15 protein-coding genes are annotated in these 15572 nt (G+C 44.9%); 9 read left to right on the forward strand and 6 right to left on the reverse strand.

What is annotated here, in order from left to right; translation table 11 throughout:
• Positions 1–2: 2 nt before the first annotated feature.
• Both imuA and HUO09_RS02395 read right to left on the reverse strand, forming a co-directional pair.
• Positions 3–689 (reverse strand): translesion DNA synthesis-associated protein ImuA, encoded by a 687-nt coding sequence (imuA, locus tag HUO09_RS02390; RefSeq protein WP_188232850.1) that lies wholly within the window; start codon positions 687–689, stop codon positions 3–5.
• 128 nt (positions 690–817) lie between these two features.
• Entirely contained in the window at positions 818–1561 is a 744-nt protein-coding gene (locus tag HUO09_RS02395) for a YciK family oxidoreductase (RefSeq protein WP_167411327.1), read from the reverse strand.
• Positions 1562–1650: 89 nt separating this feature from the next.
• On the opposite strand from HUO09_RS02395, the gene sohB reads away from it, so the two are divergent.
• A complete protein-coding gene (sohB, locus tag HUO09_RS02400) occupies positions 1651–2709 on the forward strand; it encodes a protease SohB (RefSeq protein ID WP_188232851.1) in 1059 nt (352 codons plus the stop codon).
• Between the two features lie 289 nt (positions 2710–2998).
• A complete protein-coding gene (locus tag HUO09_RS02405; protein WP_188232852.1) occupies positions 2999–3418 on the forward strand; it encodes a DUF3319 domain-containing protein in 420 nt (139 codons plus the stop codon).
• A 44-nt stretch (positions 3419–3462) separates the two neighbouring features.
• On the opposite strand, the gene rrtA is transcribed toward HUO09_RS02405, so the two are convergent.
• Entirely contained in the window at positions 3463–4017 is a 555-nt protein-coding gene (rrtA, locus tag HUO09_RS02410) for a rhombosortase (RefSeq protein ID WP_188232853.1), read from the reverse strand.
• A gap of 3 nt (positions 4018–4020) precedes the next feature.
• Between rrtA and HUO09_RS02415 the strand changes: the two genes are divergently transcribed.
• A complete protein-coding gene (locus HUO09_RS02415) occupies positions 4021–4623 on the forward strand; it encodes a tRNA-uridine aminocarboxypropyltransferase (protein ID WP_188232854.1) in 603 nt (200 codons plus the stop codon).
• 18 nt (positions 4624–4641) lie between these two features.
• Here HUO09_RS02415 and HUO09_RS02420 read toward each other — a convergent pair whose 3' ends face one another.
• From HUO09_RS02420 to HUO09_RS02430, 3 genes are all read right to left on the reverse strand, one after another.
• On the reverse strand, positions 4642–6015 hold the full coding sequence (locus HUO09_RS02420) for an anti-phage deoxyguanosine triphosphatase (RefSeq protein WP_188232855.1): 1374 nt from the start codon (positions 6013–6015) through the stop codon (positions 4642–4644).
• A gap of 39 nt (positions 6016–6054) precedes the next feature.
• On the reverse strand, positions 6055–6639 hold the full coding sequence (yfbR, locus tag HUO09_RS02425; RefSeq protein ID WP_167411332.1) for a 5'-deoxynucleotidase: 585 nt from the start codon (positions 6637–6639) through the stop codon (positions 6055–6057).
• 163 nt (positions 6640–6802) lie between these two features.
• On the reverse strand, positions 6803–8017 hold the full coding sequence (locus HUO09_RS02430; RefSeq protein WP_188232856.1) for a pyridoxal phosphate-dependent aminotransferase: 1215 nt from the start codon (positions 8015–8017) through the stop codon (positions 6803–6805).
• Positions 8018–8232: 215 nt separating this feature from the next.
• Between HUO09_RS02430 and HUO09_RS02435 the strand changes: the two genes are divergently transcribed.
• The 6 genes from HUO09_RS02435 to menE all read left to right on the forward strand — a co-directional run bounded on the left by HUO09_RS02435 (position 8233) and on the right by menE (position 15453).
• A complete protein-coding gene (locus HUO09_RS02435; protein ID WP_188232857.1) occupies positions 8233–9540 on the forward strand; it encodes an isochorismate synthase MenF in 1308 nt (435 codons plus the stop codon).
• Positions 9537–11249 carry a 2-succinyl-5-enolpyruvyl-6-hydroxy-3-cyclohexene-1-carboxylic-acid synthase gene (menD, locus tag HUO09_RS02440; RefSeq protein ID WP_188232858.1) on the forward strand — a complete coding sequence of 571 codons (1713 nt, stop codon included), beginning with the start codon at positions 9537–9539 and terminating at the stop codon, positions 11247–11249. The genes HUO09_RS02435 and menD overlap by 4 nt, the downstream gene beginning before the upstream one ends.
• Positions 11239–12063: a 2-succinyl-6-hydroxy-2,4-cyclohexadiene-1-carboxylate synthase gene (menH, locus tag HUO09_RS02445; RefSeq protein WP_188232859.1), complete on the forward strand. Its 825-nt coding sequence runs from the start codon at positions 11239–11241 to the stop codon at positions 12061–12063. Before menD ends, menH begins: the two co-directional genes overlap by 11 nt.
• On the forward strand, positions 12056–12922 hold the full coding sequence (gene menB / locus HUO09_RS02450) for a 1,4-dihydroxy-2-naphthoyl-CoA synthase (protein WP_188232860.1): 867 nt from the start codon (positions 12056–12058) through the stop codon (positions 12920–12922). The genes menH and menB overlap by 8 nt, the downstream gene beginning before the upstream one ends.
• A 111-nt stretch (positions 12923–13033) precedes the next feature.
• On the forward strand, positions 13034–14029 hold the full coding sequence (gene menC / locus HUO09_RS02455; RefSeq protein WP_188232861.1) for an o-succinylbenzoate synthase: 996 nt from the start codon (positions 13034–13036) through the stop codon (positions 14027–14029).
• Positions 14026–15453: an o-succinylbenzoate--CoA ligase gene (menE, locus tag HUO09_RS02460; RefSeq protein WP_188232862.1), complete on the forward strand. Its 1428-nt coding sequence runs from the start codon at positions 14026–14028 to the stop codon at positions 15451–15453. Before menC ends, menE begins: the two co-directional genes overlap by 4 nt.
• Positions 15454–15572 lie beyond the last annotated feature (119 nt).

Raw genomic sequence — 15572 nt, forward strand, 5'->3', positions numbered from 1 at the left:
CGTTAGCCCTGCATACGTTGAGGAAAGGCGATAACTTGTGAAGACGGTTTTGAAGATGACTGCGGGATCACCAAGTTTGGCCAGCGTTCATGCATAGATAACTTGAATGCGCTTAAAGGCCACCCACCTTTGCGTTTGGGCACACTAATTTGCAGACCTTGCGGATCAGCTTGTAGCGATAAACTGAGTGAAACTGGGAGCGAAAATACGCTTTCTTGTGGTGAACGGAAAAGAAACTGCAAGCAACTCCCTGTTTCACTGGCAACATTTAGGCGACGAACCTGATGGACTTCGAGCTTATCTTGCCAAAGCAATACTTGGCTGCATGCACCACTTTTTAGGCACTGCTCGGCAGCCCACAAGGCTTCCTTATGGTTTTTAGGCGTTAAAACCAGTACGTGCTCAAGGCTTATACCTTCACACGTCAGGCTTTCAGCATGCACTATGCCCGGTGGATTAATAAATACCGTTAATCGCTTATCGTGTTGTTTCAGATAAGGATAGATAAGGCGTAATTCACCAATACCCGACAGAGACTGAATTTCAACCACACCATGAGGAGGAAAGCCTCCGGCAAGTTTGTCATCCAGTGTATTGAATCCGGTCGAGTGGGCGCTTTGCTCATACTTTGTTTCAGAGCCTTGCCATAGCCAGTGTTTGTTCTTGAGGTGTTCTATCAGTTCATACATAATAATTTACCTGTATATTTGTACAGTATATTTTGTTGTTTAGAACATTCAAGAAAAAAGTAAGGTTTAGAAACAACAAAGCCTCGCTAAGTGAGCAAGGCTTTGAATCGTTTGATGAAACTCAGTAACTATTTTTTCGGCTGAGCATCAATGCACTGACCATTGACCGCTTTGCTTTCTGGCGCCATCAAATACAAGTATAAAGGCATAATGTCTTGTGGTGTTTTCAGTAGACCAGCGTCTTCCGCAGGGAAAGCTTTTGCTCGCATACCAGTACGAGTACCACCTGGGTTGATAGCATTGACGCGAATATTGGTATCGCTGAGCTCATCGGCAAGCACTTGCATCATGCCTTCAGTCGCAAATTTGGATATCGCATAAGTACCCCAGAACGCGCGACCAGAATGGCCCACTGTTGAGCTGGTGAAAATGATGCGAGCGTCTTCAGATTTGTGCAGCAGAGGCAGCAGAGCTTGAGTCATCAGGAACTGAGATTTGACGTTTACCTGCATCACATCGTCGTAAGAATCTTCGCCGATCTGTTCAAATGGGCTTAGCACACCCAAAATGCTGGCGTTGTGTAAGACACCGTCTAAACGACCGAACTGGCCTTCAATGGTATCCACCATATCCAGATAGTTTTGTTTTGTTGCTCCTTTCATATCTAAAGGAACAATAGCAGGCTGAGCATAGCCAGCGGCTTCAATTTCATCGTAGGTTTGTTCTAATTTCTTCACAGTGCGCCCAAGCAAAATCACTGTCGCACCATGTGCCGCATAAGTGATGGCTGCTTGTTTACCAATGCCGTCACCAGCACCTGTAACTAAAATTACTTTATCTTTTAGGGCGTTTGCAGACACTGAATAATCCACGTTACGTATCCTTATTGTTATGATTTACTTTAAGTCATGATGACAAGGTGGTTACAATACACCAATTCGCATTGAAGAGGATGAGTACATTGGAATTTTTGTTGGACTATGGCTTATTTTTAGCCAAGATCGCGACAGTTGTGGTTGCGATCGTTGTGTTGTTAGTCATTGCTAAATCCGTCGGCGGAAAAGGTGCAGCTAAAGGTGAGTTGGAAGTGACTGACTTAACTAAGCAGAACAAAGAGAACGCTGAACATTTGGAAGCGCACTTACACGATGAATCTTTTTTGAAAGCTCGCCACAAAGCGGAAGCAAAGAGCGAGAAAGAAAAACATAAACAACGCGAAAAAGCCGTTAAGAAAGCAGCAAAAGCGGGCGAGTTAAAAGAAGAACGTGAACCTCACTTATTTGTTTTAGACTTCCACGGCAGTATTGATGCCAAAGAAGTGTCTTCACTGCGCCAAGAAGTCACCGCGATTCTGGCTGTCGCACAGCAAGGTGACGAAGTGTTACTTCGCCTTGAAACGGGTGGCGGTATGGTTCACGGCTATGGTTTGGCGTCTTCACAGTTGGATCGAATTAAAGCCGCTGGCTTACCACTGACTATTGCGGTAGATAAAGTTGCAGCAAGCGGTGGTTACATGATGGCCTGTATTGCGGACAAAATTGTTTCAGCGCCGTTTGCTATTGTGGGTTCCATTGGTGTGGTGGCACAGTTGCCTAACTTCAATAAACTGTTGAAAAAACACAATATCGAATTCGAACAACTGACCGCTGGTGAGTACAAACGTACATTGACTATGTTTGGTGAGAATACGGATAAGGCTCGCGAGAAATTCAAACAAGAGCTGGAAGAGACGCATGTATTGTTTAAAGATTTCATCCGTGAACGTCGCCCAGAGTTAGACCTAGACAAAGTGGCTACCGGTGAGCACTGGTTTGGTACGCAAGCAAAAGAGCTTGGTTTGGTTGATGAAATCAAAACATCGGACGATTTAATTGTTGAAGCGTGCAAAGAGAAGACAGTTTTAGCCCTTCGCTATGTGCAGAAGAAAAAGTTAACCGACAAACTGGCAGGCGTTGCTGGAGAAGCGGCTGACAGTGTTCTACTAAAACTGATCAACCGAGGCCAACGCCCGATAGTGTAGTTGTTTGAATAAGTCTGAAGATCATTCTGAAAGCTACCTAGTTGATAAAAACCTGCTTAGGCAGGTTTTTTATTGTCTGTCGAAAATTAACGTTATAGAAAATGGCTGGTTGAATGTATCTCAGAAGCCAAAGAATCTCTATACGCTCACAGTTATTGGTGGAATGAAAATGTTAGGGTTTACAGTACTGTAGATGAAATAGAAACATGCCGAGATAAAAATGGTCAGGTTTGGCAATGTCGTTTCATTAAGAAAGCATAGTCACTGACTCTCACATTAGGTAGAAATAATGGATAAGATGAAATCATTTCTGAGTATCTTTACTTCGGCTAAACCCAAATCTAGGAAAGTGCATACCGTTAGAACAGACTTTTATCGAGGTCACTTCATAAAACGCAATGCTGATAGTTCAGAGCGTTGGTCCGTGGTATTAGGTGAGAAAATTGCTGTAGGTGAAATAAAATACATTAAAATGACCATCGATCATTGGGCAGATACGGGAACATATGTACCCCCGGAATATTTTAAAAGTAATGATGATCCATCGAATAGACAAACTTTTGATTACAAAAATTTTAAGATAATTAATGACCTTGGTGGGCTGAATGATTGGTATATCATTTACCGAGGGAAATTAATGAAAGGCTCTAAAGATAAAATCATTCAGGTGATTGATCGGATAGAAGAAAAGGTATCTGCCATTAAATAGTTGGCTACCTATCTCTGTAATTAAGGTATAAATATAGGACGTTTTTACTTCTTTAAGTATTGACGATTTTTCATTTCGGCAGTTGATGCCAGCAGTAAACCACCGAGTAAACCAGCCAGATGCGCTTCGGTTGCGACTCGTGCACCAATCATTTCTGCGGTACTGGTGGAGGCACCGAATAACTGCTCACTGGCGACTTTTAATATTACGCCAATAACCAGTAACCAGCTGCTCTTTCGCCCGTCTAAAGCTTCTTTCAACGCATAAAAAGCAAACAACCCATGCAGCGCTCCAGATAGGCCTACATAGCTACTCATATTGGTTAATAACAGACTCAAGCCTATCCAAGAACTGATAAGTAAAGTGAGCACGGCAAAGTTGCGAGATTTGGGTTGAAATAGGTAACCAATGACCCACAAACCTAACAGGTTCATCGCCAAATGGGCAAAGTTGGTATGAGTGAAGTTTCCTGTTACGATCCGCCACCATTGACCATTTTCTATTGCACCAGCTTGCCAAGCCATTATATGGCTGAGAGGCTCAAACTGAAGCCCAAAGCAAACGGCGGTGACTATAGATAACAGCAGGTAAAGATTCACAAAATGTCTCGTTATTGTTCTCAGTGTGGAAAGGCACGTAAAGCGTGTATCTGCGACAACATTGTTGCGCTTGATTCGCAGGTCGAGCTTATCATCCTTCAACATCCAACAGAAGAATACCGACCTATGGGAACGGCGCGCATTTTAAGTTTGTCACTGGCCAACAGCCGTCTGTTGGTTGGGGAAGACTTTCGCGAGCATAGTGACCTGAACCAACTATTAGCAGAGCCAGATGTTCAGCATTTTGTTCTGTATCCCAATGATGTTTCTCAATCGGCAGCGGACGTAGCGTTATCTGTTGAGAAAAAAATCCGCATCATTTTGCTCGATGGAACATGGAAAAAAGCATTCAAGATGTGGCAGCTAAATACTCAGCTTCACCATCTGCCTTGCTTGCATTTGCCAGAAGATTTGAAAGGCAATTATCGAATTCGCAAAGCGCCAAGCGAAAATGCGCTATCAACCGTTGAAGCGGGTTTCCATATTCTAAGCTTAATGCAGCCAGAGAAAGACTTTTCACCTCTTTTAGATACATTTGAAGCCATGATCGATTATCAAATTCAGCAAATGCCTGCTGGCGTATTTGAGAAAAACTATCGTTCTTAGGCCGTTCTTAAGCGCGTGTTAATAATGGGTGTGAGCAGAGAATAACTGCTGATGTAGTCGCTGTGCATAGGCATCTGTCATTGCAGAAATATAATCGCAAATAACGCGTAACCCATCGCCTGATGTTTGCTCTGCGTTGAGCCATTTTTCCTTGGTGGCGGAAGGAAGCAGCCTTTCCGGATCAGCGGCTAATGCTTCAAACATATCCATAATGATTTGTTGACCTTTGTACTCAACGCGCTGCACTTCAGGAATTTGAATGACATATTGGCTAACAAAGTGCTTAAGCACTTCCAAAGCCGTTGCCATGTGGGGTTCCAAGTAAGCATTTAACGCGAGCAATTCACTGTGGAAAGGCGCATCGACGGGCTGAATACTAATGCTGGTGAGCAGAGCATTGACTATGCCGCCTATAGCATCCTTGCGCACATGGTGTTTGCCAGAAAAAAGCATATCACTGAGCTTGCCTGTATTCTCACCAAACCAAGGATCGCCACATTTCTCCAACTGAACAGCCGCTTCACTCCACTGCTGACGAGTGACCATACCAAGTACAATCGCATCTTCTAAGTCGTGAACACCGTAGGCAATGTCATCGGCGAGTTCCATGATGGAACAATCAAGCGATTTAAAGCGAGTTTTCTGATGCTGATAGGGCGATTTTACTCCATCACGCATTTGGCTGATCAGTGCTCTGTCGTGAGTATCAAGAGGTTCTAAAACCCAGTCAAAAACAAAGCTATCACAGTTATAAACCCCTTTGGCAGGGGCCCAATCTTTTGCTTTTAACTGACGTTGGTGAGGAACGGATTCCGGTATTTTTTCTGCACGGGTTGCACTCAGTAGGGCGGGATATTTCAAGAGTCCGAGCAGAGTACGTCGCGCAAGGTTCATACCGTGATGTTCAGTGTAAGGTTCTAAGCTGGTGACAATTCTGAACGTCTGAGCGTTGCCTTCAAAACCACCATGTTCACGCATCATATAGTTCAATGCGACTTCACCACCGTGCCCATAAGGCGGGTGCCCAATATCGTGCGCTAAACAAAGCGAGTCAACTAATGTGTCGCTGCCTAATAATTCGCTGAATTCGGGTTGCTTGAGTTTGAGTTGCGCGACGATACCTGTACCAATTTGAGCAGCTTCCAAAGAGTGAGTCAGGCGAGTGCGGTGGAAATCGTTCAGGCTGGTACCGTGAACCTGAGTTTTTGCTTGCAGGCGTCGAAAAGCGGCGGAGTGGAGTATACGTGCTCTGTCTCGTTGGAAAGGGCTGCGATGATCGTTACGGCGAATTTTATGTTCGTCGTTCTTACGCTCTTGCCATAGAACATCATATTCGAGGTTGTTTTGCTGATCGCTCTCTTTATGATTTTCATTTGGAACAGATGCTTGCATGGCGAACTCCTACGACGTTTTTATAAAACTTACAGCGAGTTAACTGATTTCGTCCAGTGTTAATTCGAAGCTAGGGGCGAAGGTCTGAAGAAAATACTCCATTTCTTGCGAATAACGCTCTTTCAATGTTACGTCTAAGCGTTTTTTCGCTAATGCATATTCGTGATTACCCGCACTAAGCTCTTCTAAGCATTTCAGATAAGCACAGATGCAATCTGCTTGTTTGACGATAGCCGCATCATCTGGATGTGAAGATTCTGAGACTAAGAAAGGCTCGAAGTCTTCATGGAGTTCTTCAGGCAACATAGAAAGAAGACGCTTTTCTGCCGCCGCTTCTATCTTTTTGTACTCTTTAGCGATATCTGGATTGTAGTACTTAATAGGCGTTGGTAAATCACCAGTTAACACTTCGCTGCTATCGTGGTACATCGCCAAAATGGCTATGCGCTCAGGATTGAGTTTTCCACCAAATTTTTTGTTTTTAATCACTGCCAAGGCATGAGCAACAAAAGCCACTTGCAGGCTGTGCTCTGAGATATTTTCCTTAGAAATTGAACGCATTAATGGCCAGCGTTGAATCAGCTTCATTCGGGCGAGGTGGGCGAAAAAATGACTCTCTTGCATAACATTCCAACTTGTTCAGCATAAAAAACGGGCTCTCTTGAGTGTACAGAAGAGAGCCCGTTAATTCTAATACTCTTACCGCTTGGCGTTTCAGCGTAGTTGTCTGCTCTGATGACTTACATTCAATACACACCAAATGGTTCGTTCAGTTCCAAATATCGGCTTATTGACTGTAAGTGCTTAGGAAACGTTCAAAGCGTCCGATGGCGATTTCCAGATCTTCAACGTGTGGTAGCGTTACGATACGGAAATGGTCAGGCTTCGGCCAGTTAAAGCCTGTGCCTTGAACCAACAGTACTTTTTCCTGAACTAAGAAATCCAACACCATTTTTTGGTCATCTTTGATGTTGTACATCTTAGTGTCGATTTTCGGGAACAAGTACATCGCGCCTTTCGGTTTCACACAAGAAACCCCGGGGATCTGGTTAATCATTTCCCATGCTTTGTCACGCTGCTCTAACAGACGACCACCGGGAAGGATCAGTTCATTGATACTTTGGTACCCACCTAATGCCGTTTGAATAGCATGCTGCATTGGTACGTTTGCACACAAACGCATCGAGGCCAGCATTTCAAGACCTGAGATATAGCCTTTAGCTTGATGTTTAGGGCCTGTCAGGAACATCCAGCCACTACGGAAACCACAAACTCGGTAAGCTTTAGACAGACCATTGAAGGTCACAACCAGAACATCTTCTGTCAGCGTTGCCACTGAAGTGTGTGTTGCACCGTCATAAAGGACTTTGTCGTAAATCTCATCTGCGAAAATGATCAACTTATGCTGACGAGCAATTTCAATCACTTCTAACAGAAAATCACGGCTATAAACCGCACCAGTAGGGTTGTTCGGGTTAATCAGAACAATACCGCGAGTTTTTGGCGTGATTTTCTTTTTAATGTCATCCAGATCTGGATACCAGTCGGCTTGTTCATCACAGATGTAATGCACCGCAGTACCACCAGAAAGAGACACAGCGGCTGTCCATAACGGATAGTCAGGCGCTGGCACTAACATTTCGTCGCCATTATTCAGTAGGGCTTGCATAGACATTACGATCAGTTCAGATGCGCCGTTACCTAAGTAAACGTCTTCGACGTCTAGGCTGCGGATACCTTTCTTCTGATAGTGCTGAACAACAGCTTTACGAGCGGAATAAATACCTTTCGAATCACAATAGCCTTGCGAAGTCGGCATATTACGGATCACGTCAACCAGGATTTCGTCTGGGGCGTCGAAGCCAAATGGGGCTGGGTTACCGATATTTAACTTCAGTATTTTATGCCCCTCTTCCTCCATGCGCTTAGCATGTTTGAGTACAGGACCCCTAATGTCGTAGCAGACATTATCGAGTTTTGACGACATCCCGATATTTTGCATTTTTTTATTCCTGAGAAAGGTTGAATTTCTTTATTAAACTAACTCAAATAGAATTTTTTTAGAATATAAATCTGAAAAAAGTCTACTTTATGGTGAGTGAGCTGAAAGCTATTTTGTTTAAGTGATGTAAAAGATAGAGCATAACCTTGATTTAAATAAGTTCTCTCAATAGAGTAGCCAAAGGTATACCAAATCTCCTTAACTACGAGGTTGTTTTGTCTAAATTTTATCAAGCCGTTGCTCAGTTAATTGAGCAAGTAAGTAACGCGAGAGAAAACGATGTTCGTTTTGTCCAAGAGCTGGCAGATAAGCCACCATTCGCGTTTATAGATTGGCTTGAAGCCCAACCTATTTTCCCTAAATTTTACTGGCAATCCCGAGACACTCGTGACGAAGTGGTCGCATTAGGCCAGCTATACACTTTTACTGAACCAGAACCGGCTTACGCTATTTTGGGCGAAGGCCAGCGAGTATGGGGCGGACGTTCTTTTGATGGACGTACGGAAAAGAACCGTTACTGCATGGCTTCTTTTTTCTTTCTGCCACAGATTGAGTTGATCCGTTTTGATGATAAATGGTCATTAGCCGCTAACGTGAGCCACGAAAAACACCGGACATTAGCCACGCTCAACAAACTGCTAGTGGATGTTACACCAATTCGCACGCTGCAAAGTGAGATTGTGCATGTGACGCATACTCCGGACGAAGACGGTTGGAATCACCTTGTAGAGAAAGTGCTGCATGGGATAGAACAACAAGACTTCAAAAAAGTGGTTCTGGCACGAAAAACAAGCTTGCAATTAGACAGCAATTTAAGTGCTGCTCAGCTTTTAAAAGCCAGCTATGCGCAGAACCATCACAGCTTCCATTTTCTGCTATCGATTGATACAAAACACAGTTTTATGGGCTCTACGCCGGAACGTTTGTATTATCGCCAAGGAAGTGAACTGCAGACTGAAGCGTTGGCTGGCACAATCGGACGAGGTCACAATGCCAGTCAGGATTTAGAACTAGCAAATTGGTTAACGAAAGATACAAAGAATCTGAATGAAAACCAGTTGGTCGTGGATGATATCGTTGAGCGTTTACAGCCTCATTCTAATCAAGTGTTTGTTGAACAAGAGGCACGTTTGATTCGCTTACGCAAAGTTCAACATTTAAAACGTGCGATTCGTGCGGAGTTGAAAAAAGGTATTAACGGCATTCAATTATTGAGTGCGCTACAACCGACAGCAGCCGTAGCAGGGCTGCCTCGTAAAGCGGCGTTGGATTTTATTACCCAAAATGAGCCCTTCGCGCGCGGTTGGTATGCAGGATCTATGGGCTACTTTAGTCATCAAAAAGCGGAGTTTTGTGTTGCGATTCGCAGCGCATTAGTGCTGGAAAAAGAAGTTCAGCTTTTTGCCGGTGCGGGGATTGTTCCTGGCTCTGTTGCAGAACATGAGTGGCAGGAGCTGGATAAGAAAATGTCTACATTGCTCAGTTTAATCTCAGACAAGTTACCTCTGGGAGTGGCTTCATGAGCCAAGATCAAGCGGTACTGAACCGAATTTGGTGCAAGGTGATCTTAGAAGAGTTGGCGCGCTTTGGCGTGACCGAAGTCTGCGTGGCTCCGGGTTCTCGTTCTACTCCTTTGACACTTGAAGCAGACGCAAACGCAAAGCTAAACCTTCACACACACTATGATGAAAGAGGGCTTGGTTTTCTTGCATCAGGCTTAGCAAAAGCAAGCCACAAGCCTGTCGCAGTTATTGTTACATCAGGCACGGCGGTAGCAAATTTACTTCCAGCGATTGCAGAAGCAAAACTAACTGGTGAAAAACTGATTGTTCTTACTGCCGACCGCCCTGTTGAATTGGTGGGTTGTGGCGCGAACCAAGCGATTGTGCAGCATGACATCTTTTCTTCGCATGTGACCAACGCGATTTACCTGCCTAGTCCTGACGTGGGGATTTCCCTAAATTGGTTACTGACTACTGTTGATGATGTTTGTTATCAACAGGAGCAGTCGGGCAGTGCCATCCATATAAACTGTCCATTCCCCGAACCACTCTATTCTAATGGTGATGATTCACAGTATCAGGATTATCTCGCTACGATTGGTGAATGGTCGCAATCCGAACAAATTTACAGCCAGCGTCACTTTGGCGCTTCAAAGGTTTCTCTTATCTCCAATGAAATACTGAGTAAGAAAGGTGTTGTTATCGTTGGCTCGGTAAGTTTAAGAGAGGCTCTAGCGGCGAGACAGTTCGCCGAAAAACTGGGGTGGCCACTGTTGTGTGACCCTCAATCAGGTATTAACAGCCAATGGGCACACTTTGATTTGTGGCTGCAAAATGCTTCTGCAAAAACTCAGCTTAATCAATGTGAGCAAATTGTTCAGTTTGGCTCACGTATCGTCTCCAAGCGTTTAAATCAGTGGCTCTCGGAACAAGTGAGTCAAAGAAATTGCCAATATGGCTATGTTTCCTCTAGCTTGGACAGAAACAATCCCGCGCATCTTCCTCAGCAACATTGGGTCGCAGAAATTTCTGATTGGGTCACTTCTGCCATAGAGCAGTGGACTGCGCTAACGCCGTTGCAATCTGGCTGGGCGGACTCATTGATAGCGTATTCAACAGCCATTTCACAATTGGCGAAGTTGCATTTATCTCAGCAGCATTTAACCGAAATCGCAGTCGCACTTGAACTGAGTGACGCTGAAACGGATACGGCGTTGTTTTTGGGCAACAGCTTGATTGTGCGTTTAGCGGATATGTTCAGCGTGATAGAGCAACGTGACGTGTACTCAAATCGTGGAGCGTCTGGTATTGACGGACTTGTTGCGACAGCGGCTGGCGTACATCGCGCGATTGATAAACCTATGTTGATGATATTGGGTGATACCTCGCTGCTTTATGATCTCAACTCGTTGGCTTTAGTGCGCGCAAGTAAACACCCGCTGGTGATCGTTGTCTGCAATAACGATGGTGGAGCGATATTCGATTTACTTCCAGTACCTGCTGAAAAGCGTGAAGCGCTTTACCAGATGCCACATGGAATGAATTTTAAAGCCGCAGCAGCGCAATTTGGTTTGCACTATGCGCAACCTGAGACGCTTCAAGCTTATCACTCTTTGGTGCAAGAACATTTGCAGTCGGGTGAGGGATGCCTGCTGGTGGAGGTCATCACTCCACCTCAACAAGCTTCAGCACAAATCAAGCAACTGACCGCTCAGATTCATGCTTTATAGTCACTCTTGCTTTGAGCAAACCACCAAAGAAGGCGAGCCAGTTCTGGTCTTTTTGCATGGTTTGCTGGGCAGCGGCGAAGACTGGCAATCCTCGGTTGAACAACTGCCTAAGAGCAATTGGATCACCATAGACCTTCCCGGGCATGGTCAAAGTCAAGATCATACCTGTTCAGACTTTTCTCAGTGTTGCCAACAAATTTCTCACACAATTCTTTCCCAAATAGAACCTAATACACCCGTTATTTTGATTGGATACTCATTGGGCGGTCGCATCGCCATGTTAGGCGCTGCGCTTGAACTGTTTTCGAGTATCAACCTTGTTGGTTTGGTTATCGAAGGTGGGAATTTTGGTTTACAGAGCGAACTAGAGAAAAAACAACGCTGGGAAAATGATAGTCGGTGGGCGCAACGATTTCGATTAGAACCGATTGAGCAAGTATTGAACGATTGGTATCAGCAAGCAGTGTTTAGTTCACTAAATGATGAGCAAAGACAAACTCTGATCACAAAGCGCAGTGCTAATCTTGGGAACCACATAGCAAATATGCTGTTATCAACATCGTTGGCAAATCAACCATACTTATTACCTGCATTGCAGCAACTTTCGTTGCCAGTGCTTTATGTGTGTGGAGCAAACGATCACAAATTTCGTCAACTCGCCGAACAGAGCGGGCTGACTTACTGTCAGATTGAAAGCGCAGGACACAATGTTCATCAAGAACAGCCCTGTGCTTTTGCGAAGACAATTCAGCGATTTATAGACTCACTCCACAAAAAAGTGAGAAGCAACAATATTGGGAATCACCATGGCTAAAACAGTAGGCATTTCAGAAGAAGAACTATACGCACCAGTGGCGTGGCATGATTGCAGTGGTAGTTTTGAAGATATTCACTACCACAAATCTGAAGATGGTATCGCGAAAATTACCATCGCTCGTCCTCAAGTACGTAACGCATTCCGCCCTCAAACCGTAAAAGAGATGATCAATGCGTTAGCAGATGCTCGTTACGACGAAGGTGTGGGTGTCATTATCTTAACGGGTTTAGGTGAAGATGCATTCTGCTCTGGTGGCGACCAGAAAATTCGTGGCGACTACGGCGGTTACAAAGACGACACTGGCACTCACCACCTGAACGTGTTGGATTTCCAACGCCAAATTCGTACTTGTCCAAAACCTGTGATCGCATCGGTTGCGGGCTGGGCTGTGGGTGGCGGTCACGTGCTGCACATGATGTGTGATCTTACTATCGCGGCCGAAAATGCCCAGTTTGGTCAAACTGGACCAAAAGTGGGCTCATTCGATGGCGGCTGGGGTGCCTCTTATATGGCTCGCATCGTGGGGCAGAAAAAGGCACGCGAGATCTGGTTCCTTTGCCGTTTCTACGACGCTCAGGAAGCCTTGGATATGGGCTTAGTTAACACTGTTGTTCCACTGGCTGAACTTGAAAAAGAGACGGTACGTTGGTGTCGTGAAGTGTTGCAACACAGTCCTATGGCGCTTCGTTGTTTGAAAGCAGCACTGAATGCTGACTGTGATGGTCAGGCTGGTCTTCAAGAGTTGGCGGGTAACGCAACTATGTTGTTCTACATGACTGACGAAGGTCAGGAAGGGCGCAATGCGTTTAATGAAAAACGTCGTCCAGACTTCAACAAGTTCCCTCGCAACCCTTAATGTTGCAGACGCTTATGGTTAATGGCTGATCGTTTTTTAACTATTAGCCTTACGAAATTAGGGTCAGTAGTCTCGTTACTCTGACCCATAGTCAACAAAATTAGGTTTTATATGCGCAGTGCAAAACTGTACCGCTATGCATTACCCATGGATAGCGGAGTGATTCTTCGTGAAGAGAAACTGACTGTACGCGAAGGTTTTGTTGTTGAACTTCGTGAAGATGGAAAAGTAGGGCTCGGGGAAATTGCGCCCTTAAAAGGATTCAGCATCGAAACGCCAGATGAAGCGGGTGCGTTGGCAAAAGAGCAGCTTGAACTTTGGGTTCAAGGACAAGTACTTAATTACGATGAATTGTTCCCGTCAGTCGCCTTCGGGTTATCGATGGCGGAATTGGAGTTAGCTGGTGGTTTACCACAAGAGGGTGAGTATAACGCTGCACCACTTTGTACTGGTGACCCAGACGATCTCATTCCAACGTTGAACAATATGCCTGGCAGAAAAGTGGCGAAAATCAAAGTGGGTTTATACGAACCGATTCGTGACGGCATGTTGGTGAATCTATTCTTAGAATCCATGCCAGACCTTTATCTCCGCTTGGATGCCAATCGAGCTTGGACCAAAGAAAAAGCTGCGAAGTTTGCCCAATATATCGCGCCTTCAAGACGCAGTAGAATTGCTTATCTTGAAGAGCCGTGTATGTCGCCAAGTGACAGTCTGGCTTTTGCTATTGATACCGGTATCGGAATTGCGTGGGATGAAACCTTGCAACACTCGGTTCGCAGTGATGAATTCAAACTTGAACAATTGGTAGGGGCGAAAGCCATTGTTATCAAGCCAACGCTGATAGGTTCTGTTGAGCGTTGTAAGTCCTTGATTGAAAAAGCTAAGGCGTTAAACATTCAGGCAGTGGTCAGTTCAAGTATTGAATCAAGTTTAGGTTTAACTCAGTTAGCTCGTTTGTCTAAATGGCTGATGCCGGAAGAAATTCCGGGGCTAGATACGATAGGGCTGTTTAAGACTCAGCTTGTTACCTCATGGCCGTATTGCAATAGTCCGGTTGAGAACCTCGAAGACCAAGAGCTTATCTGGTCGTCGGAGACAGCATGACCCCTTGGCAATATTATCAACAGTGTCACCCAGATAGGGTGGCACTTTGCTTTTATGACCCACAAGGTGAAGAGCAGCGGTTGACGTGGCTGCAACTTAGCCGCCTTGTAGAGCAACACCAAGCGGCTCTGCTAGCGAAGGGAATCAAAGCGGGTGAGGTACTCACTTTAGTGGGTAAAAACCACATACAAATGCTTATGTGGTTTTTGGCTGCCCAACAATCTGGGGTAGTGTGCGCTTTTGCCATGCCTCAAACGATTTCTCAGCTGACGGACAAGCTCGATACCCTCTACAAACCATCTCAAACGGCTTATGTGTGGTTGGCGGATAGCGCTCAATGTCGAGCGGAAGACTTTCAAAACATTGAGAGAAAAATAGCGTTCATCGAATTTGACACTCATCTTTGCAACGCTAGTTCTGTTTCGCTTCACTCACAGTACAAGGCTGACAACTTAGCCAGCATCATTTTTACTTCAGGTTCCACAGGCAAACCTAAAGCTGTCGCTCATACTCACAGTCAGCATCTTGCCTCTGCTCAGGGGTTATTGGACGTTTTCCGTTTTCAATCTGGTGATACATGGTTACTGAGCTTGCCTATGTATCATGTATCTGGATTAGCGATTGTTTATCGTTGGTTATGTTCAGGAGCCTGCTTGAAAATAGGCTCTGGGGATCTTGTTCAAGATATCCAAGGTGTCACTCACGCTTCTTTAGTTCCCACACAATTAAAGCGTCTTCTCGATAGTAAGCAAACACTTACACTTACCCATGTGTTACTTGGCGGAAGCCATATTCCACATCAGCTTAGCCAACAAGCCGCGGCGTTGGGAATTGAAACCTGGCTAGGTTATGGGATGACGGAAGCCGCCTCGACAGTAACGGCGAAACGAGTTGATGACACAGCTACGACTGGCAAGGTACTTTCTCAGAGGAAAGTCATGCTGGAAGGCGAACGTATTTATATTGGCGGAGAGACGCTTGCTCAGGGTTACTACTTTCAGGGAGTAGTAACGCCGATAGTGAATGAGCAGGGGTGGTTTGACAGTAAAGATTTAGGTCAGTGGGTCGGTGACGAATTAGTGATTATTGGTCGTGCTGACAACTTATTTATCTCTGGTGGAGAAAACATTCACTGTGAAGAGATTGAAAGCGTATTGAACCAGCATCCAGATATTCAGCTTGCGATGGTTGTTCCGGTAACCGATGCAGAATATGGCGCTCGTCCGCTGGCAGTGATTCACAGCCAACAGCGTTTCGAAAAACCAGATGGCGATAAGTTATGCAGTGACAAACTTGAAAAGTTCAAATGGCCGATTGCGTATTTCCAGATGCCGGACAAACTGCTAGAAACAGGGATAAAAGTCTCTCGCAAAGCGGTCAAAGACTGGTTGAAGGATCATCAGAATCAATACACGCCGCTATGAACTGCACTTGTGAACTGAAAATCGAGAGTCTGTGAACTTAAAACCGAAAGTTAAAAGCTGCGGTTATGAGTTAGTCCAAAACAGAATTTCTCTTCTTATAACTCATGAGCATAATAGAC

The sequence above is a fragment of the Vibrio sp. Y2-5 genome, assembly GCF_014596725.1.
Taxonomy (GTDB): Bacteria; Pseudomonadota; Gammaproteobacteria; order Enterobacterales; family Vibrionaceae; genus Vibrio.